This is a genomic window from Sphingorhabdus sp. (assembly GCF_035329025.1).
In the GTDB taxonomy this organism is placed as follows: Bacteria; Pseudomonadota; Alphaproteobacteria; order Sphingomonadales; family Sphingomonadaceae; genus Sphingorhabdus_B.
On sequence record NZ_DAOLHN010000006.1, the window covers coordinates 59221 to 84043 of the forward strand.

31 protein-coding genes and 1 pseudogene are annotated in these 24823 nt (G+C 58.0%); 13 read left to right on the forward strand and 19 right to left on the reverse strand.

Annotated features, from left to right (window positions below; all coding sequences use genetic code 11):
• Positions 1–3 precede the first annotated feature (3 nt).
• Genes PKC81_RS02700 through PKC81_RS02715 form a run of 4 tightly spaced genes read right to left on the reverse strand, consistent with a single transcriptional unit; the run spans position 4 to position 1535 of the window.
• Positions 4–600, reverse strand: coding sequence for a tail tape measure protein (locus tag PKC81_RS02700; protein WP_324333099.1), 597 nt, complete (start codon positions 598–600; stop codon positions 4–6).
• On the reverse strand, positions 593–820 hold the full coding sequence (locus PKC81_RS02705; RefSeq protein WP_324333100.1) for a phage tail assembly chaperone: 228 nt from the start codon (positions 818–820) through the stop codon (positions 593–595). The genes PKC81_RS02700 and PKC81_RS02705 overlap by 8 nt, the downstream gene beginning before the upstream one ends.
• Positions 817–1131, reverse strand: coding sequence for a gene transfer agent family protein (locus tag PKC81_RS02710; RefSeq protein ID WP_324333101.1), 315 nt, complete (start codon positions 1129–1131; stop codon positions 817–819). Before PKC81_RS02710 ends, PKC81_RS02705 begins: the two co-directional genes overlap by 4 nt.
• Positions 1128–1535 (reverse strand): phage tail protein, encoded by a 408-nt coding sequence (locus PKC81_RS02715; protein WP_324333102.1) that lies wholly within the window; start codon positions 1533–1535, stop codon positions 1128–1130. The genes PKC81_RS02710 and PKC81_RS02715 overlap by 4 nt, the downstream gene beginning before the upstream one ends.
• Before the next feature lie 50 nt (positions 1536–1585).
• On the opposite strand from PKC81_RS02715, the gene PKC81_RS02720 reads away from it, so the two are divergent.
• Entirely contained in the window at positions 1586–1852 is a 267-nt protein-coding gene (locus PKC81_RS02720; protein ID WP_324333103.1) for a hypothetical protein, read from the forward strand.
• A gap of 3 nt (positions 1853–1855) precedes the next feature.
• Here the strand turns inward: PKC81_RS02720 and PKC81_RS02725 are convergent, their stop codons facing one another.
• The 5 genes from PKC81_RS02725 to PKC81_RS02745 are packed head-to-tail and all read right to left on the reverse strand — an operon-like array spanning position 1856 to position 3945.
• Positions 1856–2257, reverse strand: a complete 402-nt coding sequence (locus PKC81_RS02725; RefSeq protein ID WP_324333104.1) for a DUF3168 domain-containing protein — start codon at positions 2255–2257, stop codon at positions 1856–1858.
• Complete coding sequence (locus PKC81_RS02730) at positions 2254–2448, reverse strand: hypothetical protein (RefSeq protein WP_324333105.1); 195 nt, start codon at positions 2446–2448, stop codon at positions 2254–2256. Before PKC81_RS02730 ends, PKC81_RS02725 begins: the two co-directional genes overlap by 4 nt.
• Complete coding sequence (locus tag PKC81_RS02735; protein WP_324333106.1) at positions 2448–2774, reverse strand: head-tail adaptor protein; 327 nt, start codon at positions 2772–2774, stop codon at positions 2448–2450. Before PKC81_RS02735 ends, PKC81_RS02730 begins: the two co-directional genes overlap by 1 nt.
• Entirely contained in the window at positions 2771–3310 is a 540-nt protein-coding gene (locus PKC81_RS02740; protein WP_324333107.1) for a hypothetical protein, read from the reverse strand. Before PKC81_RS02740 ends, PKC81_RS02735 begins: the two co-directional genes overlap by 4 nt.
• Before the next feature lie 17 nt (positions 3311–3327).
• On the reverse strand, positions 3328–3945 hold the full coding sequence (locus tag PKC81_RS02745; protein ID WP_324333108.1) for a hypothetical protein: 618 nt from the start codon (positions 3943–3945) through the stop codon (positions 3328–3330).
• A 143-nt stretch (positions 3946–4088) separates the two neighbouring features.
• Between PKC81_RS02745 and PKC81_RS02750 the strand changes: the two genes are divergently transcribed.
• A complete protein-coding gene (locus PKC81_RS02750; protein ID WP_324333109.1) occupies positions 4089–5042 on the forward strand; it encodes an IS1595 family transposase in 954 nt (317 codons plus the stop codon).
• Positions 5043–5237: 195 nt separating this feature from the next.
• Here PKC81_RS02750 and PKC81_RS02755 read toward each other — a convergent pair whose 3' ends face one another.
• Positions 5238–5888: a DUF3800 domain-containing protein gene (locus PKC81_RS02755; protein WP_324333110.1), complete on the reverse strand. Its 651-nt coding sequence runs from the start codon at positions 5886–5888 to the stop codon at positions 5238–5240.
• 3 nt (positions 5889–5891) lie between these two features.
• Between PKC81_RS02755 and PKC81_RS02760 the strand changes: the two genes are divergently transcribed.
• Positions 5892–6026 carry a hypothetical protein gene (locus PKC81_RS02760; protein WP_324333111.1) on the forward strand — a complete coding sequence of 45 codons (135 nt, stop codon included), beginning with the start codon at positions 5892–5894 and terminating at the stop codon, positions 6024–6026.
• Here PKC81_RS02760 and PKC81_RS02765 read toward each other — a convergent pair.
• From PKC81_RS02765 to PKC81_RS02775, 3 genes are all read right to left on the reverse strand, one after another.
• The gene (locus PKC81_RS02765; RefSeq protein WP_324333112.1) at positions 6010–6672 is read right to left on the reverse strand and encodes a hypothetical protein; all 663 of its coding nucleotides are present in this window, start codon (positions 6670–6672) and stop codon (positions 6010–6012) included. The genes PKC81_RS02760 and PKC81_RS02765 overlap by 17 nt on opposite strands.
• Before the next feature lie 69 nt (positions 6673–6741).
• Positions 6742–8079, reverse strand: a complete 1338-nt coding sequence (locus PKC81_RS02770; protein WP_324333113.1) for a DUF1963 domain-containing protein — start codon at positions 8077–8079, stop codon at positions 6742–6744.
• Between the two features lie 147 nt (positions 8080–8226).
• Positions 8227–8874 (reverse strand): glutathione S-transferase family protein, encoded by a 648-nt coding sequence (locus PKC81_RS02775; protein ID WP_324333114.1) that lies wholly within the window; start codon positions 8872–8874, stop codon positions 8227–8229.
• 128 nt (positions 8875–9002) lie between these two features.
• On the opposite strand from PKC81_RS02775, the gene PKC81_RS02780 reads away from it, so the two are divergent.
• Positions 9003–11627, forward strand: a complete 2625-nt coding sequence (locus PKC81_RS02780) for a DUF2339 domain-containing protein (RefSeq protein ID WP_324333115.1) — start codon at positions 9003–9005, stop codon at positions 11625–11627.
• 38 nt (positions 11628–11665) lie between these two features.
• The gene (locus tag PKC81_RS02785) at positions 11666–12316 is read left to right on the forward strand and encodes a YqaA family protein (protein ID WP_324333116.1); all 651 of its coding nucleotides are present in this window, start codon (positions 11666–11668) and stop codon (positions 12314–12316) included.
• 91 nt (positions 12317–12407) lie between these two features.
• Here the strand turns inward: PKC81_RS02785 and PKC81_RS02790 are convergent, their stop codons facing one another.
• Positions 12408–12827: a VOC family protein gene (locus PKC81_RS02790; protein WP_324333117.1), complete on the reverse strand. Its 420-nt coding sequence runs from the start codon at positions 12825–12827 to the stop codon at positions 12408–12410.
• Positions 12824–13603: a hypothetical protein gene (locus tag PKC81_RS02795; RefSeq protein ID WP_324333118.1), complete on the reverse strand. Its 780-nt coding sequence runs from the start codon at positions 13601–13603 to the stop codon at positions 12824–12826. Before PKC81_RS02795 ends, PKC81_RS02790 begins: the two co-directional genes overlap by 4 nt.
• A gap of 88 nt (positions 13604–13691) precedes the next feature.
• On the opposite strand from PKC81_RS02795, the gene lnt reads away from it, so the two are divergent.
• Positions 13692–15374, forward strand: a complete 1683-nt coding sequence (lnt, locus tag PKC81_RS02800) for an apolipoprotein N-acyltransferase (RefSeq protein ID WP_324333119.1) — start codon at positions 13692–13694, stop codon at positions 15372–15374.
• A 62-nt stretch (positions 15375–15436) separates the two neighbouring features.
• On the forward strand, positions 15437–16642 hold the full coding sequence (gene metK, locus PKC81_RS02805; protein WP_324333120.1) for a methionine adenosyltransferase: 1206 nt from the start codon (positions 15437–15439) through the stop codon (positions 16640–16642).
• Here metK and PKC81_RS02810 read toward each other — a convergent pair.
• Complete coding sequence (locus PKC81_RS02810; RefSeq protein ID WP_324333121.1) at positions 16639–17835, reverse strand: GGDEF domain-containing protein; 1197 nt, start codon at positions 17833–17835, stop codon at positions 16639–16641. The genes metK and PKC81_RS02810 overlap by 4 nt on opposite strands.
• Positions 17836–17938: 103 nt before the next feature.
• Between PKC81_RS02810 and PKC81_RS02815 the strand changes: the two genes are divergently transcribed.
• Positions 17939–18652 carry a tRNA (guanine(46)-N(7))-methyltransferase TrmB gene (locus tag PKC81_RS02815; RefSeq protein ID WP_324333122.1) on the forward strand — a complete coding sequence of 238 codons (714 nt, stop codon included), beginning with the start codon at positions 17939–17941 and terminating at the stop codon, positions 18650–18652.
• A 3-nt stretch (positions 18653–18655) separates the two neighbouring features.
• On the opposite strand, the gene PKC81_RS02820 is transcribed toward PKC81_RS02815, so the two are convergent.
• Positions 18656–19204, reverse strand: a complete 549-nt coding sequence (locus PKC81_RS02820) for a hypothetical protein (RefSeq protein ID WP_324333123.1) — start codon at positions 19202–19204, stop codon at positions 18656–18658.
• A 219-nt stretch (positions 19205–19423) separates the two neighbouring features.
• On the opposite strand from PKC81_RS02820, the gene PKC81_RS02825 reads away from it, so the two are divergent.
• Both PKC81_RS02825 and PKC81_RS02830 read left to right on the forward strand, forming a co-directional pair.
• Positions 19424–20506: a histidine kinase gene (locus tag PKC81_RS02825; protein ID WP_324333124.1), complete on the forward strand. Its 1083-nt coding sequence runs from the start codon at positions 19424–19426 to the stop codon at positions 20504–20506.
• Positions 20503–21261, forward strand: coding sequence for a LytTR family DNA-binding domain-containing protein (locus PKC81_RS02830; protein ID WP_324333125.1), 759 nt, complete (start codon positions 20503–20505; stop codon positions 21259–21261). The genes PKC81_RS02825 and PKC81_RS02830 overlap by 4 nt, the downstream gene beginning before the upstream one ends.
• A gap of 32 nt (positions 21262–21293) precedes the next feature.
• On the opposite strand, the gene PKC81_RS02835 is transcribed toward PKC81_RS02830, so the two are convergent.
• Both PKC81_RS02835 and thiS read right to left on the reverse strand, forming a co-directional pair.
• On the reverse strand, positions 21294–21611 hold the full coding sequence (locus PKC81_RS02835) for a UrcA family protein (protein WP_324333126.1): 318 nt from the start codon (positions 21609–21611) through the stop codon (positions 21294–21296).
• 274 nt (positions 21612–21885) lie between these two features.
• Positions 21886–22900: pseudogene (gene thiS, locus PKC81_RS02840) on the reverse strand (sulfur carrier protein ThiS).
• A gap of 77 nt (positions 22901–22977) precedes the next feature.
• Here thiS and aroQ point away from each other — a divergent pair.
• From aroQ to PKC81_RS02855, 3 genes are all read left to right on the forward strand, one after another.
• Complete coding sequence (gene aroQ / locus PKC81_RS02845; RefSeq protein ID WP_324333127.1) at positions 22978–23418, forward strand: type II 3-dehydroquinate dehydratase; 441 nt, start codon at positions 22978–22980, stop codon at positions 23416–23418.
• Between the two features lie 37 nt (positions 23419–23455).
• Positions 23456–23917 carry an acetyl-CoA carboxylase biotin carboxyl carrier protein gene (accB, locus tag PKC81_RS02850; RefSeq protein WP_324333128.1) on the forward strand — a complete coding sequence of 154 codons (462 nt, stop codon included), beginning with the start codon at positions 23456–23458 and terminating at the stop codon, positions 23915–23917.
• A gap of 274 nt (positions 23918–24191) precedes the next feature.
• Positions 24192–24823: biotin carboxylase N-terminal domain-containing protein (locus PKC81_RS02855; protein ID WP_324333129.1), on the forward strand; the 632-nt coding region annotated here is incomplete at its 3' end.

Genomic DNA, 24823 nt, shown 5'->3' on the forward strand with positions numbered 1-24823 from the left:
GAATCAAACCTCGATTTCGGCCAGCACCCGGCGCAGCGAACGCACCATCTGGCGGCTTGATCGTTGCAAGGCATCGGGCGCGATGCCCCGGCCATTGTCTGAGACGTTGACCGTCAAGTTTACTTGAACGCCGCCGCGCATATTGCTGGTTGCAGCCTCAACACGACCCGCCGATGTCGGCACAAACAGTTCGGGTCCACGCTCACCCACCCGATAGGCCCGCCCCGGTGTCACCGGGCCGCCCGTGGCCCGTCCGGGAGCTCCGTTCAATGCATTGGCAAGAATCGAGCCCAGTGATGCAAACAAGCCACCCTGCCCTGATCCGCCACCGGCCCCGCCTAAAATGGAATCTATACCGGATCGGATGGCTGCAGAGGCAATTTCCGCAAGCGCCGAAAGCGCGATGCGCCGCAGATCCTCAAAGCCGAATTTGCCGGTCTGGATCGCGCGGGTCAGACTGCTCTCCAGCAAACGGCCCGTCCGTTCTATACCCGCGGCAAATGGGCCTTCCATCTCCGCACGCATGGTAGCGACATCGCGGGCAAAGCCTTGAGTGTCTGCACGCACGGAAACAACCAGCCGTTCGATTTCTTCATCCATTAGTCACCTCCAATGGGGCATCTGGCAATGGGGCATCTGGAAATTGCTCCATCAATGCAGATAGCTTCGCGCCGTCCGCGGCGTCCTCTTCGGGTCGGGGCACGGCGTTCAATATCGCTAGCAGCTCGGCGGGGGTCGCATTCCAATAATCGTCGGGGCGCCAGCCCAGGAGCAATGCGGATTGTCCAGCCAGCATGCGGGCGATTTCAGCAAAGCTCATTGCCCTGACAAAATCTGCCCGAGCAGAATTTTCAGTACGGGCGTATTTGCTGCGATGCCCTGCGCTGCAACAGCCTCGGCAAATCCGTTCCGATCAAGTTGATCCGGAGCTTCGAACCGGCAATGCCAGAATAACGCCACCATTTCCGATAGCTTGAGTTGGCCCGACGCTGCCCGCTCGACCAGGGCAAATAAAGGCCCCAACTCCTCTTCTGCAGCAACCAATGCTGCAAAGGTGGGGCGCAGCAAAATTCCGTCATCGCCGAAGTGCAGCATGGCTTCACCGCGGGCCGGATTTGCAGACCTGCTCACAAAGTCACCACGGGGCCCGAGCTTTCGAGCGCGAGCGTGTAGCTGCGCTCCCCGTTGAAATCCCCGGCATAGTCGAGCCGCGCGACCAAGAATTTGCCGCGCAGCCGTTCGCCACTTTCAAAACTCAATTCATAGTCATCCAGCACACCCGACAGGGCATTGGTCTTGATCCGCGTTTCGGCAACCGATCCTGTAAACACCCCGGCTCCTGAAACCGAAACCGACCGGACGCCCGCACCCGAGAGTAATTCACGCCAGGCGCCCGAGTCCTTATTGGTGATAACAACGGCATCGCCATTGATGCTGAGCTGCGTTGTGCGCAACCCGGCGACTGTCGCATAAACCGGCGGCAAACCGCCATCGCCAACCTTCAGCAAGAAGGCACTTCCCTTTTCTGCAGGCATCGATACTGTCTCCGTTTCAAGACGACTCAATCTGGGGAGAGGAGGTCGCCATGCTGGTTGGAATGCTGCTCGTAAGCAGCTTGATTGCTGCACCTGTTGGGGTGCAGCAAAATGCGAAAGCTGCGGATGCTTGTCCGTCAGCCGAAATCATGATGGGGGCGCACAAAACCGCGCCTTCAGAGCCGCATCGCACGGCACCCGAGGGCCTGTTACCGAAACCGCAACCTGAAAGCCGAGGACCGGCGGTGTTGCTGCCCGAATGCAAGGCAGAGCCGCCCAAACGCCGCAAGCGCAAGAGCGACTATCCAATGGTTTGACCGTCAGGCCGTCGAAAGCATCCTTATCCGATAATCGACGACACCTGCCCAGGCGCCCGCCGCATTGCGCGCCACAAACGAACGCAGAAAAACGATACTCGCAATTCGCCAACCCGGAAGATCGCGAGGCAGTGCTGCGACGGCATCTTCAACATGGCTGATGAGCTGATGCAAGCGCGTGGCACTTTCGCCATCGTCCCATACGGTCAAGCCCATGCGGATCTCCCGTCCCATGGCGGTTTTGGTACTCCAGTCACCACAGATTCCATCATTGATCGAAACATAAGGGAAGGCCGAACGCGGCGGTGGACCATCGAACACGCCGGTCAGTTCATCGGCTAGCACCGGGTGCGTTTCCACCGCGTTCACCAGCGCTGATTGCAATATCTCGACTGCGTCGCTCATCGACCAAAATTCCTCAACCGGGCATCATCAATCATGCGGCGTTTCAGGCCACTCCCGGACAGGCTTACGCCGTCGTCAAGTGGCTCAATATCGACGCCTTTGGGTGTTTCGGCCTTTGCCAGCCGATGGATCACCCGCATCAACAGCCGATCGGCCTGACGGTCGGCAGCCTCTTGCAAACGCTCAAACATCAGCGTGCCTCCTCACAAGTCAGCACCATGCGCGATGGATCGCGCGGATCGCTGACGATGTTGCGCACACCCAAAAAGCGCCCACGCCAGACAAGGCGGGTGCGCAGATCGATGCCTTCGCGCTTGCGCATCGTCACCTGCCATCTGGGCATGGCGGACAAGCTATCGGCGGCGGTCAGGTCGGCAGGTATCAACGGAGAGACTGCAACCCAGGCAGCTCCATCATAGGCATAACGCCCACTCGCGCCGCCCAATGCATCACGGTTACCGAGCCGATGCTCGATAGTAACACGCTCGCGCAGCATTCCCAGAAACTCGCCACTCATGCGATCCGCCTCCGCCGCCAGGGACGAAGCAGCGCCGCGACACCTTCGGGCGGGCCCAAATCATCCGGATTGTCGCGGTGAAGATGCAGGTGCGCCGCCAGCCGCAATACACCCAGCCGGATCGCCTCAGGCAGTTCGGCCCATGTCAGCGCCATTCCGCCTAGACAGGCGATTTCAACGCGTCCCGCCGATTCCGGCTGCATTACGCGCAGCCAGCCTTCGCCATGGGCGTCGATCTCGACCTTATAGGCATCGCTGGAAAGCGCAAAAGGCATGCCCTCTGCGGGGATACCCGTAACCGAGTTGACCATCACAACCGGTAGCACCGACAGGCGTTGCCAATGCATGCTGGCAGGGACCACCTCGCGCACATTTCTGCGCAACAGCATTTGGCCAAGATAGGCTTCGGCGTGGCCAATGGCGCCAAGCAGGACGCTGCCCAACGAGGCGTCTTCCTCCTCGGTTTCAAGGCGCAAATAGGCGCGGGCCTCGTCCAGCATATCGCTGTCGAGCACCACCGCATCGCGGCTGATCATAAATTTCTCCTTGGGAATTAGATCGCGCGGCGACCCATCGTCGTAAGGCCGGCTTTCAGGGTGACCGCAGAACCGGCCACCTCGCTACGAAATTGCAGTTGCACCGTTCCGCCGGTCACGCCGATATCGACGCGGAACCATGCGTGAACAGGCACGTTGGTATTGGCCGCTCGGACGCCGGTGGTCACCCCTGTGGTGGCATTGTCGGCGATCTGCTCGGTTGCTTGTACGGCGGATGCGCTCGAATTGATCTGGGTTTGACCGACCACTGAACCCGACGGAATATCAACCGCCAGAGCCGCCCCCGTAGTTGTGGCCGCAGATTGCAATGCACCGTAAACCTTGACCAGATAGGATGTGTTGGCACTGGCAGCGAACGAAAGGCCGGTGGCGGCAGACAGCGTAGTTGTGCTGTTCGCGACATCGGCCGCAAGCTTCTGCCAGGTCCACGGATCGCTGCCACCGCCGCCCGCCTCGCTTTGCTTGGCGGTAGGTTCATGCGCATTGGTGGCAGTTCCAACCGTCAAACGGGCTTCATCTGTGATCAGGTAGACCTCGCCGGTGCGAAGCTGGCTCGATGCAGCCGCTGCGTCAATTTGCGCGCGCGTACCGCGCTTGTGCGCGAGACTGGGCATCAGAAGGTTCCACAGTCCACATCACCGACCGCGAGCGTGACGAAGGCGTTGCCTGCATCCTTGGTCCATGCCATTGACGCGTTGGCAATTATATACTTTACAAACCACGGTGATTAAGGCATAGCGATTCCAAGGAGTTAGTTATGTCTGTTTTGTCCAAGCCCTATTTCCACGATGAAGCCAAGGCTTTCACCTATTTGGAGAGCATCATCTGGTCGGAGGGCGTTGTTTGCCCGCATTGCGGCGTTGTAGGCGGTCGTGTTTATGATCTGTCGGACGTTCGCGGCAAGGCTTCCAAGAAGTCGCCGGAAGGTGCTGTTCGCCACGGCCTGAAAAAGTGCGGTGAGTGCCGCAAGCAGTTCACCGTGAAGGTTGGCACTGTGTTCGAGCATGGCCGTATGCCGCTCCACAAGATGCTACAAGCCGTTTATTTGATGACCAGCAGCAAGAAGGGCATTTCTGCTCACCAGCTTCATCGCGTTCTGGAAATTACCTACAAGTCCGCTTGGTTTCTCGCTCACCGAATTCGCGAGGCAATGCGCGACGGTCATCTTGCCCCGTTCGGCGGTAAGGGTGGCGACGTGCAGGCCGATGAAACCTACTACGGCAATCTTGAGGGTGTTAAGAAGGCTCCCCGCGCTGGTGGCTTCGGTCACAAGATGCGCATTGTCAGCCTGCTTGATAAGAACACCGGCAAAACCCGTTCGATCTACGCGCCCCGACTGGCAAAGGGTGAAGTCGCTCGCATTGTCCGCGAAAACGTACTTGCTGAAAGCCGTCTCGTTACCGATGAGTCCACCTACTACAAGCAGGTTGGCAAGGAATTTGACGGTCACGTTCGCGTGTTCCACGGTAACAGCCAGTATGTAAAAGACGGTGCTACCACTAACGATCTGGAAGGCTTCTTTTCGATCTTTAAGCGCGGTATGCGCGGCGTCTATCAGCATTGCAGCGAGCGTCACCTTCACCGCTATTTGGCAGAGTTTGATTTCCGTTACAGCAATCGCCAAGCCAACGGCATCGATGACCAATTGCGCTCCATTGAAGCGATGAAAGGCATCAGCGGCAAGCGGTTAATGTATAAGGGGGCTAACTGACTCTAACGGCGCCAAAAAGTCGCAGAAAACCAAGCGGAATCGAACACGGTGGCGGACAAAGCCGCACCGGAAAACTCGCAAATCTTCTTGACATCCAGCCAATATTTTAATAATTAAAGTTGAGCGGTTCTTGCTTGGTGACAAACGCCCCTGGGCGTTCAATTGATAGCCAAGATTGCCAATATGGCGGACCGCTCAATAATAGTGAGTTGAGCCGTGCCGCCACAACTCATATTCATATGTTATTCTCTTTGAGATCAAATCAAATGAACGACTATCGCCGCGTTCCCATTTGCGCTGAATTGCCCACGCGCAATAATCCGCGACTTGAAGCCAAGGATCAGACGCGGCGGGTTTGAAATCGACAAGGTAGTTAGCATTTATCAAGTTCTGCCCAACGACATCATCAATCCCGTTAGTGAACGAAGCCCGTTCCTTGCGGCTTCCAATTGATGCAGCCGTGACAACCAGAGTTTCGGTAGGGTCAACGTGGCTTGAAAGCCCATGCTTTAGATGAAAAAACCAAGGAATCTTATAGAATCTAGCTTTACTACTACGCACCTGCGGTTGAGCTTTTGACTTTTCGCATATCGTGGCTTGAACTCTAAACTCGTGCCCTAAAATGCACTCGTAAACTTTGTCCCGCGTTGCTTGGCTGTCCGTCGTGGCATGGAAGCAATCACCAAGCTTTTCGCCTGCCATCAGCAAATCATGGCGTAAACGCATCAAGTCCACCGCCAAACTCAGGTCTGTTGTCGAGACGGTGCATATGATAAAATATCGGCTCACGTTCGGTTGTTTGTTAAAAGTAAAACAACCGGCCTCATCTGCGTAAAGGTATTGCATACAATGGACGCCAATAAACCACAGTTAGCAAAATTCAAAGAAGCTGCTCGCAAAGCCGAAGCGGATGAAGATGAAGCTGCATGGGAAGCGCGACTAAAGAAGGTTGCTAAGCATAAGCCGGTCAAGCAAGAGGGCTAGTTACAATAATTTCAGCAACTGATTGACGCCCGCCCGGCTCGTTTATGCCAACGCCACCGTTTTGTATGTCAAAAGCGATCCCTGCCGCTTGAAGTGCATTGTAAATTGCTCGTTGCGGGGGAGTTAAGTTGTTTTGATCCTGCACCATCAACCCCACTCCACTTGGAGGGGGGTTGCCCAGACCCATGACCATCGCAGAACTTGTGGTCCATCTGGCTGCGTGAAATACCGCCGCAATACCTTGAGCTAGCGGGCGAGCGTCTGCAATGGCCGCGTCTTGTGCTATTGTTACGTGATTGCCGTGTTCGGCATCAAGTATTGCCACCATTGCTTGCCGCTGTTCGTCCGAAACTCGTCTTGGAGCTAGTGCTCTAAATCCGTCTTCAATCCTCTGCTCAAGAGCATCAAGCCGCGCCTTCGCCTGTTCAGGTGACGCGCCATCTAGCTTGTCTTTGTAGTCCTGAAGCTGTCGGTCTTGCAGATCAATGGTGCTTCTGGCGTTTTCTAATCGTGTTGCGAAAGTGTGTTTAACGGCAAGCCAAATTAGCCAGCCCGCGAACAGAAGCGAAGCGATAAACGGGACGGGGGCATCTGCCACCATCACGAATTGGTCCCGAACGCTTTTAGCGATTTCCCCAAAGTCCATACCCACCTCATATCAGCGACGAACCTCGCTGGAAAGTAGTGGGTTTGTAAAAGATATAAATGCCTATTTTTAATGCCCCATGACCTCGCCCTCGACATTCCGAAAGTCACGTTTTGCGAGGTCCGCAGGCGAAATGAAAAAAGCTGCATTTCCAACATCGCCATACATCGTTCCCAATGCGTCGTCGGTGCATAGGTTGATCAAGCACAGTGTTGGATCGTCGGGGTGCAGCGGCTCCTGCGCCGAAGGTGCGTGTCCCAGCATTTGCGAATATGCTAAATCGCCATAGTTCCATTCGTCAAAGCTTTGCCGCATGGCTTCATAGATCCATGCAGGGATTTTCGCAGCCCATTCCGGGTCGCCTGACCAGCTCCTAATATTGGTCTGCACGGCAAAGTTCACTGCTTTGTCATAACGCAGCGGATCGGGTGCGATGTCGGGGCGCTCCTTGTGCCATTGCATCAGCCATTCCCGAAAAGCAGCGCGATCAGCGTCGTTCGGAACCGCATCGTCCGCCTGCGCCTTGGACCGCGTCAGCCATTCGCGCGCAAGAGGTAGCTGATCTTCGCGTAGATTGTTGCGGTACCCCCCGCTTTCAAAGGTCCAAAGCAAAAGCGACGCTGCATGGCGGATGTTGATCCAGAAAAAAGGAAAGGCTGTTCCTCCGGTTTCGGCATATTCGAATAGCGCCTGTGCCTGCAGGCGATCGCCATTTATCGGCCGCTCCAGCTCAAGGCATTTCCCCGTAGATCGTTCAAAGGCTTCGAACCGTTTTGCCTGCAATACTTCCGAATAAGCAGTGTGTCGGTCGTTTTGCGCTTGCCAATCTTGAACAGGTGGTGCGCTGAAAAGCTTTTCCTTTAGGCGTTGTACCCAGTTGATCCTTACTTCGGTCACCTCTTCGAACAACTCGTCTGGCCAAGTCTCGATCCGTAATAATTGGATCGGCCATTCGACATGAAGTTTGGGCGCGTCTTCGCCTTCAAGCACCAGCCCGCGCCACGCAGGCAGAGGATAATGATTCCCTCCCGGTGTGCCGAGATCATCGGGATGCGCTCGGGGCGGTGTCAACGCAAAGGCATCGAGCGCGTAAATAACCCTCACCGCATCAGCCAGCCAATCGGGGTCGTTCCAGATTTGCTCCTCATCCTCGCGCGCAAAGAAGAACAGTACACCACGTTCAGGCAATGGAGTGCCAAAAGGAATGTCCGCACAATCGATCTGGGCGAGAAAGTGAAGCGCATTACCATGGCCGTCGCGAGGCCACTCATAATGGTCCGGAAGGCGAGGTAACCCGCCAAATTTGGAATTGGTCTTCGGTCCGCTATGCGGAGGATAAGGCCGGTGAAGCAGAACGGCATCACGCCGATGCTTGGCAACATAGTTATCGAAACTTTGGCCGTTCAACTTACCGTCCTTGCACGAAAATCTGTAAAGCTAAGACTTACCGCGATTTCTCGAAGGATCAACTGCTCGCGCCTTTCATCTGCAAAGCTGGTCGAACTCACACCGTCGAAAAAACCAGCGGCATCACATAAACTGTACCAGACTGACTCAGCCCAATCCGAGCATCTTGCGTTCGCGCGGGATCCAGGTCGCGAAGCCCGGGCGCGCGTGGATTGCGGCGAGATAAGCGGTCAGTTTCGGATAAGCGGTGGGATCAGGCACAATCCCGCAATGCGCGACGTTCACAAAGGGGCTGGCAACCGCTATATCGGCGAGCGTCAACCGGTCACCTACCAGAAAGCCGGACGCGGGAATGATGCGTTCCAGATAATCATAGATCGGCACCATATCGGCTTCGCCCTGTTTGGCGGCTTCCTCATCCCCGGGTTTGCCCATGAATTTGGGCGAGACGACACGGTTGAAGAAAATCTTGCCGCCTGCGGTGGTGACAATCGTATCGGCAAATTCATCGAACCATACCGTCCGCGCACGGTCGGCAGGATCCGCCGGGATCATCGCAGGCTCTGGCTGCTTGGCCTCCAGATAGATGACAATCGCCGATGAATCCGAAATCGTGAAATCGCCATCGCGAAAGCCCGGCATTTTGCGGAACGGGCTGCAAGCGGCAAAGTCCGGATTGGGATCCCCCATGCCGACGGGCACCAGTTCGATTTCCATCCCCTTTTCAGCGGCAAAGGCCAAAACCTTGCGGACATAGGGGGAGAGCGGCGCGCCATAGAGAATCATAACCATCATCCTTCGCTGGAATTTCCTGCCGCGTTGTTTGCCATATCAGTTGCGCTTTGCAACCAGTACGTCGAGCGCGCTTGCCAATCGTGACGAAGCAGGTAAGCCTTTGATCCTGAACCGCCATGGGGGATGCGATGGAAGGCCTGTTACTGCTGATTGCGCTGGTCCTCGCAGTCTGGCTGCTCAACCTCAACGGGCGCATCAAATTGCTCGAAGAGCGCATCGGGATATTGATCGACCGGATGAATACCGGATCGGTGGCGCCGGTTGCAGCCCAGCGGAACGTTACAGAGGAAGTGGACGCGCCATCTGCTCCACCGCCGGCGATGACCTATGCCAGCCGCAGACCAGCGACCGTTAAAGGCGAAGTGCCGGATGCAAAACCGCGCGCCACCATCGAAGCCCCGTCTCCCCACCCCGAACCCGAAACGGAACCCCCTTCAAAGAAAAGCTGGAGCTTCGAGGAACTGGTCGGCGGCAAATTGCCGATCTGGGTCGGCGGGATCTCGCTCGTTTTCGCAGGCTTCTTCCTCGTGCGCTACACGATCGACGCCGGACTGCTCGGTCCCGGTACGCGATCGGTGTTGGCGACATTGTTCGCATTGCTGCTGATCGCAGGAAGCCACTGGGGCGGGCGGCTGCCCAAAATCGGCGAATCCTTCACCGCCGATCCGCGCATCGCCCAATCACTGGCCGGGGCAGGCATCGCGATCCTTTACGGTACGCTCTACATGGCCGCAGAGGTCTATGGCCTGATCGGCGTGCCCATCGCCTTCGCATTGCTCATCGCGACCACAATTCTCGCTTTCGCACTCGCGCTCCGCCACGGTCCGCCAACCGCGCTGATGGGGCTCATCGGCGGCTTTGCAGCACCTTGGGTCGCCGGACTGGGGCCGGACAATGTGCCGGTGTTGCTGCTCTATCTCGGCGTTTTCCTCGCAGGCCTGTTCGGCCTCGCCTTGTGGCGGCGCTGGCTTTGGTTGCTCTTGCTTGCCAGCGGAGGCGGCGCGCTGTGGACCATCGGCCTGATCTTCGCGGCGGAGAGCGCCTTGCCGCTGGTCGGGCTGTTTGTGCTGGTGGCAGGCGGTGCGGCCGTGCTGGTTGGCGAACGCTTTGCCGATGCTGATCCGCGCCTCGAAGCCTTGGCCCGCTATGCCCCGATGGCGCTGGCGCTGGTGCAACTCGCTATGCTTTTGCCACGCCTGCAATTTGGCTGGATGGGCTGGGCGTTTTACGGTGCGCTCTCCTCTGCCACCATCGCATTGGCTTGGCGTGACGAGCGGCACATGCCCAGCCTGTTCGGTGCACTGCTGCTCTGCCTGATGCCACTGGCGGCGGGATGGGATAGCCAGACTTCGCGGACGATGATGATTGTCGCCTCATTGGGTACCGGCCTGCTCTTCGCCATTCCGGCGCACCTGCGCGCGCGCAGCGACCGGCCGAGCCGGGCCTATTGGGCGATGCTCGCGCTGATGGCGCAGGCGGTGCCGTTTGCCGCGGCCTTTGGGGTCGCCAAATCCGACTTTCCGGATGGCATATGGGCTGCAGTTTCCGCGCTGCTGATCCTGCCGGCCGCCTTTATTGCATGGCAGTGGAGGCGGGCGGAGAACCGGATCGACCAGATCGTCCAGATCGCCAGCGCAGCTCTTGCAGCGGTGATGGGCTGGTTGGCGCTCACGCACCTCCTGCCAAATGATTATATTGCTAGTGCGACCTTCGCCATCGCTGCTGCACTCGCCGCATGGGCCGTCCGCACCAATGGCAGCGCGATGCAAAAGCTCGCGGCGATTCCGCTGGGCTTTGGCATCTTCGCCTTGGTCGCCGAGTCATGGCGCTTCCTCGACGCGTTGGGAGGGGCATTGGGCGGCGAGATCCTGACTGTATCGGGCCTCCCCGACATCACCGAGGTCGCCAAGCTGACGCTGCTGCCATCGCTGCTGGTCTTGGCGATCGCCGCACTACCCCAATTCGACCTCGGTCGCTGGGCGAGACGCGCAGCGTGGTTTGCGGGCGGCACCGGCCTGCTCGCGATCCTCTGGCTGATCGCCAAGCAGGTCGCGCATATCGACAGCCCGTCGCAGTTCATAACCCTTGGCCTAGCCGAGCGGGTGGTGATGACGCAGTTGCTCTTCCTCGCCGGATGGCTGGCGATGCGCCGCGCTACCGATGGCGCCAGCATCTGGGCCAAGGCAGGTCTGGCCGCAATCGCGCTGGCGCTGTTCCGGCTGTGCTGGTTCGACCTGGGCGTCTTCAATCCGCTATACGAGGCGCAAGCGCTTGGTCCGGCACCCATCGCTAATCTCGGCACGATCCATATTGGCCTTTCCGCCTTCTGGTTGTGGCAATTGGCACGTAGTCCCATTATCGCAAAAGCACATCCACAACTACCGAAACTGGCTGAAATCGGGAGCCTGCTGGCGATGGCGCTCACCGCGCTCGTCACCGTTCGTCAGCTGGTACAAGGCAATCTGATCTCGGGGGCGACCATCGATGTCGGGGAGAATTATCTCTACTCGGCGGCGTTGCTCGCACTATCGATTGCCTGGCTTGCCATAGGGATCAAAACCGGCCTCGCCATCCTCCGCCTTGCCGGGTTGGCGCTGCTGACCGTAGTCACGCTCAAGGTCTTCCTGATTGACGCCGCCGCGCTCGAAGGGGTGCTGCGCATCCTCTCTTTCATGGGGTTGGGCATCGCCTTGATCGGCATCGGCTGGGCCTATGGGCGCGTGATGCGTGCGGGCACGGCTGCGACCGAATAAGTCTTGCCCGGATAGAGAAACCCCCTAGAGCCGCCAATATGCTGCAACGCCTGTACGAATGGATGATGGATAAAGCCGCGCACGCCCATGCGGAGCGCTGGCTGTTCCTTTTCTCCTTCATTGAATCGAGCTTCTTCCCGATCCCGCCGCACCCATTGCTGGGCCTGATGTGCCTCGCGCGGCCCGACCGGGCGATCCGCTATGGCGCGATCTGCACATTGGCGTCGGTGCTGGGCGGGCTGTTCGGCTATGCCATCGGCTATTTTGCCTATGAAACCATCGGCGTGTCGCTGCTCAAGGCCTTGGGCCTGTGGGACACTTTCCCCGCGGCCGCCTGCTACCTGCGTGAATTCGGGGCGGAGATCATCCTCATCAAGGGCGCAACACCGATCCCGTTCAAGCTGCTGACGCTGACCGCCGGTTTCATCCAGATGCCCTTGTTCGATTTCATCTGGTCGAGCGTGCTCAGCCGCGCCTTCCAGTTCATGCTGGTCGGCATATTGTTCTGGAAATTCGGTGCGCCGATCAAGGCTTTCATCGACAAATATCTGGCATGGGTCAGCGCCGGGTTCATCGTCATCGTCGTGGGAGGCTTTGTAGCCGTCACGATGCTTGCAGGCGGTGGTCAGAAGCCGGGCGACAAATGCTCCGGCGTGACCACGATGGAGCAGGTTTTCCAGCGGACTTAACTTTAGTCGCTATCGAAACCGTAGTGCTGAGCCTGTCGAAGCACGCTTCACCGAAAAGCGCCCTTCGACGAGCTCAGGGCTACGGTGCAATTTACGTCGCAAACAACTGCCCGTCATCGGCAAAGGCCTTGAACTCCAGCGCATTGCCGCTGGGGTCGGTGAAAAACATCGTCGCCTGCTCGCCAACCTGTCCTTTGAAACGGACATAGGGTTCGATACCGAACTTCACGCCCGCTGCCTTCAGGCGCGAGGCCAGATCTTCCCATTGCGGCATGGTCAGCACGATCCCGAAATGCGGCACCGGCACGTCGTGGCCGTCGACCGCATTGTGGATCGGGCGCGGTGTCATCCCGGCATCCAGATGCGCGACGATCTGGTGTCCATAAAGATCGAAATCGATCCAGTGGTCCGACGAGCGCCCTTCGCGGCAGCCTAGCAATTCGCCGTAAAACGCCCGCGCCGCCGCGAGATCATGCACCGGAAAGGCAAGGTGGAATGGACGCAGGCTCATTCGGGCGGCATCGCCAGCGCGAGCGATTCCCCAAGGCGCAGGCAGCGGGCCATTTTCTCTTCGCTGCTGGGTTCTTTCTCCAGCTCGGCTTGCAGTTCGTCGGCAGAAATCGGCTTCGGTGTTTCAGCAGCGGGAAGCCCTTGAGCTTTGAAAGCAAAGGCCTGTGCCAGCCGCCCGAACGCCTTGGCGTCGCGGCTGTCGGCGCCCTCACGCCCTGAAATTTCCTTGTACGAAATGTCGACCAGCGTCTTGCAATAGCGGATGCGATGCGGGTTGCCCAAATCTTCGCCCAATTGGGTGCGATAAAGCGCAATCTTGTCGGGTTCGTCTGTCTGCCAATCAGGTTCGGCCGCCAGCATCGACGCGCTGTTGTCAACGGCGGCGGCAGGGATCGAAGCGTCGGTCGCAGCGAGCTGCCTGTGCATGACAGACTGGCATTCGTTGAAGCGGTTGCGGACATAGTCTTTCGATTTCGCGTCATCGTTCATCTCGATGACCTTTGCCTGTTCGGCCTCAACCGCCTGCTTGATAGCAAAGGCAACCACTTCGCGCGGCTGGCCGCTTTCCTCCATCACCCGTTCACCGACGATTCCCGCCCAGCGCTTTCCGCCTTCGCGGACGTCGGCATAGCTGGCCATCGCTTCAGCGCCAGATCTCTGCTCATGCGCGACAATGCCGATTACAGCGACACAGCCAATATCGCGCATCTGCAGGTCACTAATCGGGATGGGCGGATTGGGCGCCAGCATCAGCGCAAAAATCGGGATCATGTTCATCGGCATTTGCTAGCAGCGCGCGTCTGAACGGCAAACAACAAGTTTGAACGATTGCAATTGCAACATTTGCCCGCCATGTCGGCATCCAATGGCGAAGTTGCTGGCAATATTCGATAAACATCACGGTTTGACCCTGTTGATTGCGGGCGGAATTTCCGCCACCGGTTTTGCACCGCTCAATCTGTGGCCTCTGACTTTGCTGAGCCTCGCATTGCTGATGCAGCTGATTGCCAAGGCAGATAGCGGCAAACGCGCCTTTCTGCTCGGCTGGATATTCGGCGTCGGGCATTTTTGCATCGGCAATAACTGGATCGCGACCGCCTTCACCTATCAGGCCGCGATGCCCGCCTGGCTGGGCTGGGTAGCGGTGTTTTTGCTCGCGCTCTATCTGGCGGTGTATCCGGCATTGGCGTGCTGGGGGGCATGGCGGATTGGCAAACTCGTCGCCCCTGCGCAGGCAGGGGCCGCTATAGGCGACACCCAAACAGCGCGGGACAAACCGACAACGGCCCCTGCCTCCGCCGGGGCAACGATTCCATTCATCCTCGCATTCGCGGGATGCTGGATCATCTCCGAATGGCTCCGCAGTTGGGTCTTCACCGGCTTTGCGTGGAACCCGTTGGGTGTCATTGCGGTCGGCGATGCGGCAGCGCCTGCCATCTATATCGGCAGCTATGGGCTGTCAGGTTTAGTCATTGCATCGGCAGGTATCTTGCTGCTGCTGGTAAGCCGCACGTGGCGACCTGCCCTTTTCCTGACCTTACCTCTCACCGTGTTGGCTGTGACTGCCTTGATTGTAATCAACACAGACAGCATTGAAACCGTCATTCGCAACAAAGCGTTCAACAAACGGCACGTCGAACTCACCGTCGTCCAGCCCAATATCAGCCAAATCGACAAATATGCCCCCGGCTATGACGCGGTCAATTTCTCGCGCCTTGCCCAGCACAGCCAGCCGAAAAATGAACGCCCCCGCCTGATCCTTTGGCCCGAGGCCGCGATCCCCTGGCGGTTGGAGGAAGGCTATCCCTTCCGTTATTACCAGTTCCAGCCAGGGGAGAGCGCTCAAGGCGCGCGGCTTACGCTGATGCGGCTGATGAATCCCGGTGACGTCTTGATCACTGGTGTGGACCGTTTGGAATTTGACAAGGACGAGCAACTCGTGGGCGCGCGCAATGGCGTTACCGCGATGGACAGCTCGGGCAAAATCCTCGCAACTTACGACAAGGCGCATCTCGTCCCCTATGGCGAATATCTGGCGCTGCGCTGGCTGCTCGAGCCGCTCGGCGCAACGCGGCTGGTGCCCGGGACGATCGATTTTTGGCCCGGCCCCGGTCCGCGTACGCTCGACCTGCCGTTCAACGGACAGCGCGTAAAAGTCGGCATGCAAATCTGTTATGAAATCATCTTTTCGGGGCAGGTCACTGACCGCGCCAACCGCCCCGATTTCATCTTCAACCCGTCGAATGACGCCTGGTTCGGCAGTTGGGGCCCGCCGCAGCATCTGGCGCAGGCCCGTCTGCGCGCGATTGAGGAAGGGCTGCCCATTGTCCGTGCCACCCCGACCGGGATCAGCGCGGTGGTCGATGCCGACGGACGCGTGGTCAAAAGCCTACCACATGGCAAGGCAGGTCGCATCGACGCGACGCTTCCCTTGGAAAAAGCCCCAACGCTGTTCGCGCTCTACGGCAATATCCTGCCGCTCGCCTTTGCCGCACTGCTTATCGCATGCGCACTGTTGCCGCTTGCCCGACGCCGCGCTTCCCGCTAAGGGGCCGAGCAGCACATAAAGATTTCTTTATACGCAGACACAGCCAACCGACTGGAAAAACCATGCGCACCAATTATCTTTTTACCTCTGAATCCGTATCCGAAGGCCATCCTGACAAGGTTGCCGACCAGATCAGCGACGCCATCGTCGACCTGTTCTTGTCAAAAGACCCCGAAGCCCGCATCGCTTGCGAAACGTTGACTACGACGCAGCTCGTGGTGCTCGCAGGTGAAATCCGTTGCAAGGGCGTCTATGAAAATGGCGCGTGGGCGCCGGGCGCCAAGGAAGAGATTGAAGCCACCGTCCGCCGCACGGTCAAGGAAATCGGATATGAGCAGGAAGGCTTTCATTGGGAAAGCTTCCGCTTTGAAAATAATCTGCACGGCCAGTCAGCGCATATCGCGCAGGGCGTCGATGCCAGCAGCAACAAGGATGAAGGTGCCGGCGATCAAGGCATCATGTTCGGTTATGCGACCGACGAAACGCCGGACCTCATGCCCGCTACGCTCTATTACAGCCACAAGATCCTCGAGCGCATGGCCGCTGACCGCCATTCGGGCGCAGCCCCGTTTCTGGAGCCTGATGCCAAGAGCCAGGTGACCTTGCGCTATGAAGGCAGCCTGCCGGTCGCGGCAACCGCCGTCGTCGTCTCCACCCAGCATGCGCCAGGTTATGACGAAGGCGCGAAGGAAACCGAACTGCACGCTTATGTGAAGAAGGTCGTCGCTGACGTGATCCCGCCCGTATTGCTGCGCGAAACCGAATATCACATCAACCCGACCGGCAGCTTTGAAATCGGTGGCCCTGATGGCGATGCCGGCCTGACCGGCCGCAAGATCATCGTCGACACTTATGGCGGTGCTGCTCCGCATGGCGGCGGCGCCTTTTCGGGCAAAGACCCGACCAAGGTCGACCGTTCAGCCGCCTATATCAGCCGCTATCTTGCGAAGAACATTGTTGCCGCGGGCCTGGCCACGCGCTGTACGATCCAGCTGGCTTATGCCATTGGCGTTTCCAAGCCGCTGTCGCTCTATGTCGACACGCATGAAACTGGAACCGTAGGCGACGACAAGATCGAAGAAGCGATCATGGGTATCGAAAAGCTGGGTGGCCTCACCCCGCGCTCGATCCGCACCCATCTGGGTCTCAACAAGCCGATCTATCGCAACACTGCTGCCTATGGCCATTTCGGGCGCAAGGCGGAGGGCGATTTCTTCCCGTGGGAACGCACCGACTTGGTTGAAGACCTGAAGGCAGCGCTCGCTTAAGCTGAAACAGCCGCAACGGTTCTGAGTGTGTTTTCGTCGACATCGGCGAAAACCACCCTGTTGCGGCCGGTTTCTTTCGCACGATAGAGGGCACGGTCCGCCCGCCGGATAGAATTGTCGATATCCTCGCCCGGCTCGACCAGCGCGACACCGACGCTCGCGGTGCAGGATAATGCGTCATAAGGCGCATCCAGCCGGGTGGCTGCCACGGCAGACCGCAAAAGTTCGGCAAGCTGCAATACGGCCGCCCGCTCGCCCGTGCGCAGAAGGATCACAAATTCTTCCCCGCCAAAGCGCACAACTTCTCCGAGCCCCTTGCAGCATGTAATCAGCGTCTGCGAAACTGCGACAAGAACACCGTCGCCAATGCCGTGCCCATAGGTGTCATTGACCTGCTTAAAATGGTCAAGGTCGACCATCAAAGCAGATTGAAACGGCATGGCACCCCCGGCGCCGTCCAGCATCCGTTCAAAACCTCGACGATTGGCAACCCCGGTCAGTGGATCGATTGTCGCCGCTGCAAAATGCCGCGCCACCATGTCGGTCGTGATCGCCATCACCAGCAGAAATGCCAAACTCAGCGCGAAAATTGCTGAGGTGAAATAGAAAATCATCATATATTGGGACCATTGGCTGGTCCGCGCATATTCACCAGACTGGTCGAGCGTGAAGTAGAAACCAAATCGTACCAGATAGCAAAGCCAGCACATGGCCACGACAAATGCAGTTACCTTATCCAGGCGTTTGGCACGGTGCTTGAAGAAACCGGGTAACGCCAAAGTCAGAATGGCGATGGCGACGATCGATGCATTCGGTACCCTTACTGCCACGCTATCGACGATGAAGGTGGCGTAGAGATTGATCGCAAGGCCAATTGCGAACAGCGTTGCCGCAGGCTTTACCGGTATTTTATCGCCATGACGCGTCAGGAAGGCATCGGCTGTATACCAGATGACGAGCCAATGAAGCGGAACAGCAATCGTGAAGAACCAACTTGGGAAAAGGCTGCGTTGCGTATCGAGCACGATGGCCAGCATGCCAATGCCGAAGGCTGCGGCGCCCTTCTTTGCAGAAGAAGATCCGCCCTCCGAACGCGCGAGCGTCATGAACACGGTAGTAAAGACGCCGTACATGACGGGAAGTACCCAAAAGAAGATCTTGTCGGTAATCACGCTGGTCCGAATACCCCCCAAGTAATAATCATTCTGCACGTAAGTTAGTGTAAATCCGGTAAAGACCGGCGGCGCACGACAGACTCGCTTGCGCCGACAGCATTTTCCGCTAATCGCCGCCGCCATGACTGCGCACAAAGCCGGAGATCCGACAACGCTCAACCGCCTTTATGGCCGGTCGAAGGGCAAGAAACTGCGCTCCGCCCAGCAGGACCTGATCGACAATCTGCTTCCCCAAATTGCGGTACCGGAAGATGGCCCGGTCACGGCAGAACGCCTTTTTGGCATTGATCGGCCGCTGCATTTTGAAATCGGTTTTGGTGGTGGGGAGCATATGGCCTACCGCGCCGACATGCTGCCCGATCATGGCTTTATCGGCTGCGAACCCTTTGAAAATGGTGTCGCGCAGGCGCTTACCCATGTCGACAATTACAATGGCATGGGTCCGCTGGCGAACGTCCGCATCCACATGGGCGATGCACTTGAGGTTCTGGCGCGCATCCCGGATGGCAGCCTCAGCTTTGTGTACCTGCTGCATCCGGACCCCTGGCCGAAAGCGCGGCATGCAAAGCGACGGATGATGAATGATGGCCCGGTCAACATGATCGCGGCCAAGTTAAAGCCCGGTGGCGAATTCCGGTTCGGCACCGATCACGCGATTTACCTGCGTCATGCGCTGATGGTGATGCAAACGCACCGCCACCAGTTCGAATGGCTATGCAATGGTCCCAAAGATTTTCAGGTGCGCCCCGGCGGCTGGCCCGAAACGCGCTATGAAGCCAAGGCCCGCAATGTATACGGTCACGAAGTCTGGTATTTCCGCTATCGCCGGAAATAGCGCCTAACGGGCAACTGTTGCGTCAACCTTTTCAACCCATTCGGGAAAAAAGCGCGGTGCCCGCTTTGACCAGCCCGGAGCAGTAGCAACGGCTTCGCTGATAGACTGCAGCAACAATTTGCGCCGCTCAGGCTGGAGGTGCGGCATCGAAGCCGCAGCGCAGAACGCCGCCGGAAACCATGGACGCGCCTCTGCGCCGACCAGCCGTTCATACAAAAAGCGAAAGGCTGCAAATCCGTCGATGCGTCCCTGACCAAGGTCAAACGCCGATACGGTCGTCAGCGCCGCCATAAAAGGCTCTGCATCCTCGATCGAACTGCTGTCCGGAATCATCGCCCGAATATCCGGCAGCCGATCATAAAAACGATATTGGGCCTGAATGCTAGCGGCCTCGACGACATCGCGCGACCAAAGCTCGATCGCATCCTTACGGTCAAAGGCCACATCAAGCGAACGGCGAATATAGCGCTGGCTTGCCGCGCTGAAACTCGCAAACTCCTTGATCTCGGCGAAAGTCAGCAATCCCGGTGCCGAAGCGTTAGCATTGGTCATCGTCAGGCCCCCATTTCATTTTGCCCGTCTGATTCATCGCATAAATATGGTTACCGGGGCGTTAACGCTTTTGCTCATCCCGCCTTCTGTGCTGCTTCGATCAATCCGGATGTAAATTCGACAAGCGGCGCGCTATGGGGGAGGCAACAGGCCATAAAAGACATATGTGGGGGTATGACCGTTTCCGTTCCAAACAAGCGCCCGCTGATGGGCCATCAGATGGCATTTTTGACCATCGTCGGCTTTTGGGTGTTCCATGCCCTCATCGTGTCACTGCGCGCTGCTGTCCTTGAATTCCCCGAACAGGGTGAAATGGCAACACGGCGCGTTGCTGTGACAGTTGTGGGCATGGCGCTTACCTGGTTGCTTTATCTCATCCTGCGACATTTCGAACGACGCCCGTTGGGCGTGCGCGTGGCCACAGCCTTTATCGCTGCTGCGCCGTGCGCTTTCGCAATCGCATGGGCCAATTATTATGTATTCAATGTCTATGATCCGGTCAGCGTCTTTTCAGACCAGGAACTGGGCCGGAAGTTCATGGATATCCAGGCCGAGCTGGGATTGACCGCATGGCAGGAGGTGGCGGAAATCGCGATCAGCCGTTATTTCTTCCTGATTGCCTGGGCATCACTCTACTTAGCCTTGGGCTATGCCCGCGAAGTGCGCGAGGCGGAACGGACGGCATCGCGTTATGCCCAGGCGGCACAGGATGCCGAGTTGCGATCGCTGCGTTATCAGGTCAATCCGCATTTCCTGTTCAACACACTCAACTCGCTTTCCAGCCTTGTGATCAAAGGCGACAAAGACCGAGCCGAAGAGATGATCCAGAATCTGTCCACTTTCTACCGCACCAGCCTTTCAAGCGATCCGCTTGAAGAGGTGACACTGGCGGAAGAGGTTGAGTTGCAAAAACAATATCTCGGCATCGAGGCTGTGCGCTTTCCGGAGCGCCTGCGCACCCGGATCGAAATTGTGCCATCGCTGCTCAACGAAAAGGTACCGGCGCTCATTCTGCAGCCTCTGGTTGAGAATGCCATCAAATATGGCGTATCGCGCAGCACAAGGCCGGTCACCGTCAGCATCTCGGCAGAGGCCAGCGATGGCTGGATGACGATCGCAGTCGACGATGATGGTGAGGATTCGCCGGCTAAGGATCATGGCAATGGCATAGGCCTGGCCAATGTTCGCGACCGGCTGGAAGCCCGTTATGGCGACAGCGCAAAATTGACCAATGGACGCCGACCTGATGGCGGCTTCCGCGCCAGTATCACCATTCCCATCTCGCCAGAGGATCCCGCATGACAGGGCTGCGCACGATCATCGTCGATGACGAGCCATTGGCGGTTGAGCGCCTGCAAATATTATGTGCTTCCGAACCGGCCATCAACCTGGTGGGGACGGCCGGTGATGGGGCAGCAGCGCTCCGTCTCGCGCAAACATTGACGCCAGATCTTATGCTGCTCGATATCGGCATGCCCAAAATGGATGGTATCAGCGTTGCTCGCGCAATCGCGTTAATGGAGAAGAAGCCGGCAATCATCTTTGTTACGGCTTATGACAATTTTGCCGTCGAGGCCTTCGACCTTGATGTCGTCGATTATATGCTCAAACCGGTTTCAGCTGACCGGTTGGGCCGCGCGATTGCCCGTGCGCAACAGCAATTGGACGGCACGGAGAACGGCAGCGGCGTTGAGGATGGCGCGTCTCAGCAAGAGTCTGCAAGCGAATATGCAAGCGAGTTCTGGGTATCGCATCGATCAGAACTGATCCGCGTTGCGGCATTGGACATTGAGCGGATTGAGGCGGAGCGCGATTATATGCGGTTGCACACGGGCGGGCGCAGCTATTTGCTCCACCAAACCATATCGACGCTGGAGCAGCGCCTTGATCCCGCAAAATTCCAGCGAATCCATCGCAGCCACATCGTTCGCCGCGATCTGATTTCCGGATTGCGCCACGAAGGCGGTGGCGTATGGCACGCGATTTTCCAGGATGGAGAATCGATGCGGATTGGCAGAAAATACCTCGCCGACGTGAAGAAGCTGGCTGGAAAATAACCTCCTCTACGCCGACGAGGTCGACATGCTGTTCAGTCGAGCGCGACCTTCACCTGCACGCCGTTACGGGCAATTTTTTCACCTGCCTGACGCATTGCACTGGTCTTTGCGCGCGCCTCGCAACGATCACGATCGAGGCGTTCATAGGCAGTTTTGACCGATGGGAAGGCGCAGACGTTGCGCACCGCGCGGGTGATGCGCGATTTGAACTTGGCCTGACCTGCTGAAGTCGAAAGATCAAGGTCGCCATGCTCGACGCGAATCTGACGTTCGGCGGCAATGGTGGGGGTTGCGGCCATGCTGGCAAGTGCAGCGGCGGCAACAAGTGAAACAAATCGGGTTTTCGCCATATCAAGGCTCCTATTCTAAAATGGGCCTCTCTGATCTGGGCCCTTCGGGAGAGAGTGCAGACCGACGGGTTAAAGCGCTGGGGAGCAACATTTCATCGGTCTGCCCAATCGATATGGGGCATCCGGAAAAGCGTTTCATCAACGCTTCGACAGACGTGATGGACGGATTTACAAGTCGACAAATGACACGACGAACGCGCAGCATCGCCCGACCAACTGCACATTTGCGCAATTGGCCTTCGACTAGCGACTACATCTGTAATTTATATCTGCTTCAAATGAGCCCGGCTAATGGACTCGACGGGTCCGCATACATGCGACGACCCATCCGACCAGCCAGATAGGCCTCACGCCCCGCCTCGACGGCCAGTTTCATCGCACGCGCCATGCGGATCGGATCCTTGGCCTCGGCAATGGCAGTATTCATCAATATGCCATCGCAACCCAGTTCCATACCGACCGCCGCGTCCGAGGCCGTGCCGACACCTGCATCCACCAGCACAGGAACTTTCGCTCCCTCGACAATCAGGCGAATCGTGACGCGGTTCTGGATACCCAGCCCCGACCCTATCGGTGCGCCCAACGGCATCACCGCAACCGCACCTGCATCCTCCAATTGCTTCGCCGCTATCGGATCATCGACACAATAGACCATCGGCAGAAAGCCTTCCTTGGCCAATATCTCGGTAGCGCGCAGCGTCTCGCGCATGTCGGGGTAAAGCGTCCTCGCTTCACCCAGCACTTCAAGCTTCACCAGATCCCAGCCGCCAGCCTCGCGCGCCAACCGCAAAGTACGGATTGCTTCATCGGCCGTAAAGCAACCGGCGGTGTTGGGCAGATAGGTGTATTTCTTTGGATCGATATAGTCGGTCAGCATCGGCGCATCCGGGTTGGCGACATTGACCCGGCGCACCGCAACGGTGATGATTTCGGCACCCGAAGCGACCAGCGCCGCAGCATTCTGTTCGAAATCCTTATATTTGCCGGTTCCGACAATCAGGCGCGAGGTAAAGGTGCGACCGGCAACGGTCCAGCTATCGTTGGTGCTCATGGGCAGGCCCTTAGCCGCCGCCGACAAAGTGGACAATCTCCAACTGGTCACCGTCGGCGATCATCACATCGCCATGCATCGAGCGCGGGACAATCTCCAGATTGCGTTCGACCGCGACCTTTTTGGGATTGAGCCCAAGTTCAGCCACCAGCCCTGCAACCGACAACCCCGCCGATACACGGCGCGGTTCACCGTTGATGGTGATAGCGATCATTGAAAGGGTGGCAGTATCGGTCATTTTGTCTCGCATTTTCCTGTCATCCACATATAGGGGCCGACAGCATCTTTAGGCAAGACTATCGACGGGAAAACGCCTTGGCTGACACTAATCTCATCTACGTCCTCAATGGCCCCAATCTCAACCTGCTCGGCACAAGAGAGCCGGAGATTTACGGCACCGATACGCTCGACGATATCGCAGGTCGACTTGACGATCAGGCGCATGAGTTGGGGCTGGAGATCGATTTTCGCCAATCCAACCATGAAGGCCATCTGGTCGACTGGCTGCACGAGGCGCAGGCCGAGGGTGCGAAAGCTGTGCTGCTCAATGCAGGCGCCTATACCCACACCTCAATCGCGCTCCACGACGCGATTAAATCGATCAAGGTGCCGGTGATCGAGGTGCATCTTTCTGACCCCATGAAGCGCGAACCATTCCGCCATATCAGCTATGTTGGCATGGCTGCACACAGTTGTTTTGCAGGGCATGGCGCAAAAAGCTATGAACTGGCGCTGGACGCGGCGGCGCGTCTCTGATTAAAGCGGCCCCAACAGGGTCAAACGGAGAATTTACATGAACGGCAAAACCGGCGGGATGCAGGTCGATACCAAATTGGTGCGCGAACTGGCCGAGTTGCTCAACGACACCGGCCTCAGCGAAATCGAGGTCGAAGATGGCGATCGTAAGATCAAGGTGGCGCGCACGATCAACCCGGTTGCGGCTGCCCCTGTCGCTGTTGCTGCCCCGGCTGCTGCTGCCGCACCCGCCGCCCCGGCTGAGGCTGCTGCTCCAGTGGTTCCAGCCAATGCAGTCAAATCGCCGATGGTCGGCACCGCATATCTCACGCCAGAGCCGGGGGCTCCTGCCTTTGTCAGCGTCGGTGATAAGGTTTCGGCTGGCGACACCTTGCTCATCGTCGAAGCGATGAAGGTGATGAACCCGATCACTGCGCCCAATGGCGGCACCGTCAAATCGATCCTCGTCGAGAGCGGCCAGCCGGTCGAGTTCGACCAGCCTTTGATGGTTATCGAGTAAGCTGAGGGTCTTTCCGGGCTAGATTGAGACAACATGATCGTTTGTAGGAAGCCAGTGGATAGGAGCGGCGCGAAGTGCGGGCCGGTAGCCCGTGCGAGCGCGGCGACGACGCCAATGGCTTCCTACAAACGACCCCTCCGGGGCGGGCCGATTTTGGCTCAGGGCAGCGTTGCTCGTCAGTCACGATGGAATGCCATTGCTCCTTCCTCGCGCCTAACCCTGAGCCAAAATCGGCTCCGTCATGTGCCTCAATCTAGCCCGGAAAGACCCTAACATGGGTATCGAGAAAATCCTGATCGCCAATCGCGGCGAAATCGCTTTGCGTATCCACCGCGCTGCGCATGAAATGGGTATCAAGACCGTAGCGGTGCACTCCACGGCAGATGCCGAGGCAATGCATGTCCGCCTTGCCGATGAGGCGATCTGCATCGGCCCGCCTGCGGCGAAAGACAGCTATCTCAACATCCCGGCGATCATCTCGGCGGCCGAAATCAGCCATGCCGATGCGATCCACCCCGGTTATGGCTTTCTTTCGGAAAACGCGCAGTTCGCCGAAATCGTGGAAAGCCATGGGATCGCCTTTATCGGACCCAAGCCGGAGCATATCCGGACGATGGGCGACAAGGTGATGGCGAAGAAGACGGCGGGCGATCTTGGCCTCCCGCTCGTTCCCGGCTCCGACGGCGCGGTTTCGGAAATCACCGAAGCCAAGAGGATTGCCGAAGAAGTCGGCTATCCTGTCATCATCAAGGCCGCATCCGGCGGCGGCGGGCGCGGCATGAAGGTCTGCAACAGCCCCGATGAATTGGAAACGCTGATCCAGCAGGCAGGCAGCGAGGCAAAGGCCGCCTTTGGCGATGCGACCGTCTATATCGAAAAATATCTCGGCAACCCGCGCCACATCGA

Excerpts from the sequence above, each read along its gene's own strand:
- PKC81_RS02700 (WP_324333099.1), bottom strand. The coding sequence starts at position 600 with ATGGATGAAGAAATCGAACGGCTGGTTGTTTCCGTGCGTGCAGACACT.
- PKC81_RS02705 (WP_324333100.1), bottom strand. The coding sequence starts at position 820 with ATGAGCTTTGCTGAAATCGCCCGCATGCTGGCTGGACAATCCGCATTG.
- PKC81_RS02715 (WP_324333102.1), bottom strand. The coding sequence starts at position 1,535 with ATGCCTGCAGAAAAGGGAAGTGCCTTCTTGCTGAAGGTTGGCGATGGC.
- PKC81_RS02720 (WP_324333103.1), top strand. The coding sequence starts at position 1,586 with ATGCTGGTTGGAATGCTGCTCGTAAGCAGCTTGATTGCTGCACCTGTT.
- PKC81_RS02725 (WP_324333104.1), bottom strand. The coding sequence starts at position 2,257 with ATGAGCGACGCAGTCGAGATATTGCAATCAGCGCTGGTGAACGCGGTG.
- PKC81_RS02730 (WP_324333105.1), bottom strand. The coding sequence starts at position 2,448 with ATGTTTGAGCGTTTGCAAGAGGCTGCCGACCGTCAGGCCGATCGGCTG.
- PKC81_RS02735 (WP_324333106.1), bottom strand. The coding sequence starts at position 2,774 with ATGAGTGGCGAGTTTCTGGGAATGCTGCGCGAGCGTGTTACTATCGAG.
- PKC81_RS02740 (WP_324333107.1), bottom strand. The coding sequence starts at position 3,310 with ATGATCAGCCGCGATGCGGTGGTGCTCGACAGCGATATGCTGGACGAG.
- PKC81_RS02745 (WP_324333108.1), bottom strand. The coding sequence starts at position 3,945 with ATGCCCAGTCTCGCGCACAAGCGCGGTACGCGCGCGCAAATTGACGCA.
- PKC81_RS02750 (WP_324333109.1), top strand. The coding sequence starts at position 4,089 with ATGTCTGTTTTGTCCAAGCCCTATTTCCACGATGAAGCCAAGGCTTTC.
- PKC81_RS02755 (WP_324333110.1), bottom strand. The coding sequence starts at position 5,888 with ATGCAATACCTTTACGCAGATGAGGCCGGTTGTTTTACTTTTAACAAA.
- PKC81_RS02760 (WP_324333111.1), top strand. The coding sequence starts at position 5,892 with ATGGACGCCAATAAACCACAGTTAGCAAAATTCAAAGAAGCTGCTCGC.
- PKC81_RS02765 (WP_324333112.1), bottom strand. The coding sequence starts at position 6,672 with ATGGACTTTGGGGAAATCGCTAAAAGCGTTCGGGACCAATTCGTGATG.
- PKC81_RS02775 (WP_324333114.1), bottom strand. The coding sequence starts at position 8,874 with ATGATGGTTATGATTCTCTATGGCGCGCCGCTCTCCCCCTATGTCCGC.
- PKC81_RS02780 (WP_324333115.1), top strand. The coding sequence starts at position 9,003 with ATGGAAGGCCTGTTACTGCTGATTGCGCTGGTCCTCGCAGTCTGGCTG.
- PKC81_RS02785 (WP_324333116.1), top strand. The coding sequence starts at position 11,666 with ATGCTGCAACGCCTGTACGAATGGATGATGGATAAAGCCGCGCACGCC.
- PKC81_RS02790 (WP_324333117.1), bottom strand. The coding sequence starts at position 12,827 with ATGAGCCTGCGTCCATTCCACCTTGCCTTTCCGGTGCATGATCTCGCG.
- PKC81_RS02795 (WP_324333118.1), bottom strand. The coding sequence starts at position 13,603 with ATGAACATGATCCCGATTTTTGCGCTGATGCTGGCGCCCAATCCGCCC.
- lnt (WP_324333119.1), top strand. The coding sequence starts at position 13,692 with ATGGCGAAGTTGCTGGCAATATTCGATAAACATCACGGTTTGACCCTG.
- metK (WP_324333120.1), top strand. The coding sequence starts at position 15,437 with ATGCGCACCAATTATCTTTTTACCTCTGAATCCGTATCCGAAGGCCAT.
- PKC81_RS02815 (WP_324333122.1), top strand. The coding sequence starts at position 17,939 with ATGACTGCGCACAAAGCCGGAGATCCGACAACGCTCAACCGCCTTTAT.
- PKC81_RS02820 (WP_324333123.1), bottom strand. The coding sequence starts at position 19,204 with ATGACCAATGCTAACGCTTCGGCACCGGGATTGCTGACTTTCGCCGAG.
- PKC81_RS02825 (WP_324333124.1), top strand. The coding sequence starts at position 19,424 with ATGGCATTTTTGACCATCGTCGGCTTTTGGGTGTTCCATGCCCTCATC.
- PKC81_RS02830 (WP_324333125.1), top strand. The coding sequence starts at position 20,503 with ATGACAGGGCTGCGCACGATCATCGTCGATGACGAGCCATTGGCGGTT.
- PKC81_RS02835 (WP_324333126.1), bottom strand. The coding sequence starts at position 21,611 with ATGGCGAAAACCCGATTTGTTTCACTTGTTGCCGCCGCTGCACTTGCC.
- accB (WP_324333128.1), top strand. The coding sequence starts at position 23,456 with ATGAACGGCAAAACCGGCGGGATGCAGGTCGATACCAAATTGGTGCGC.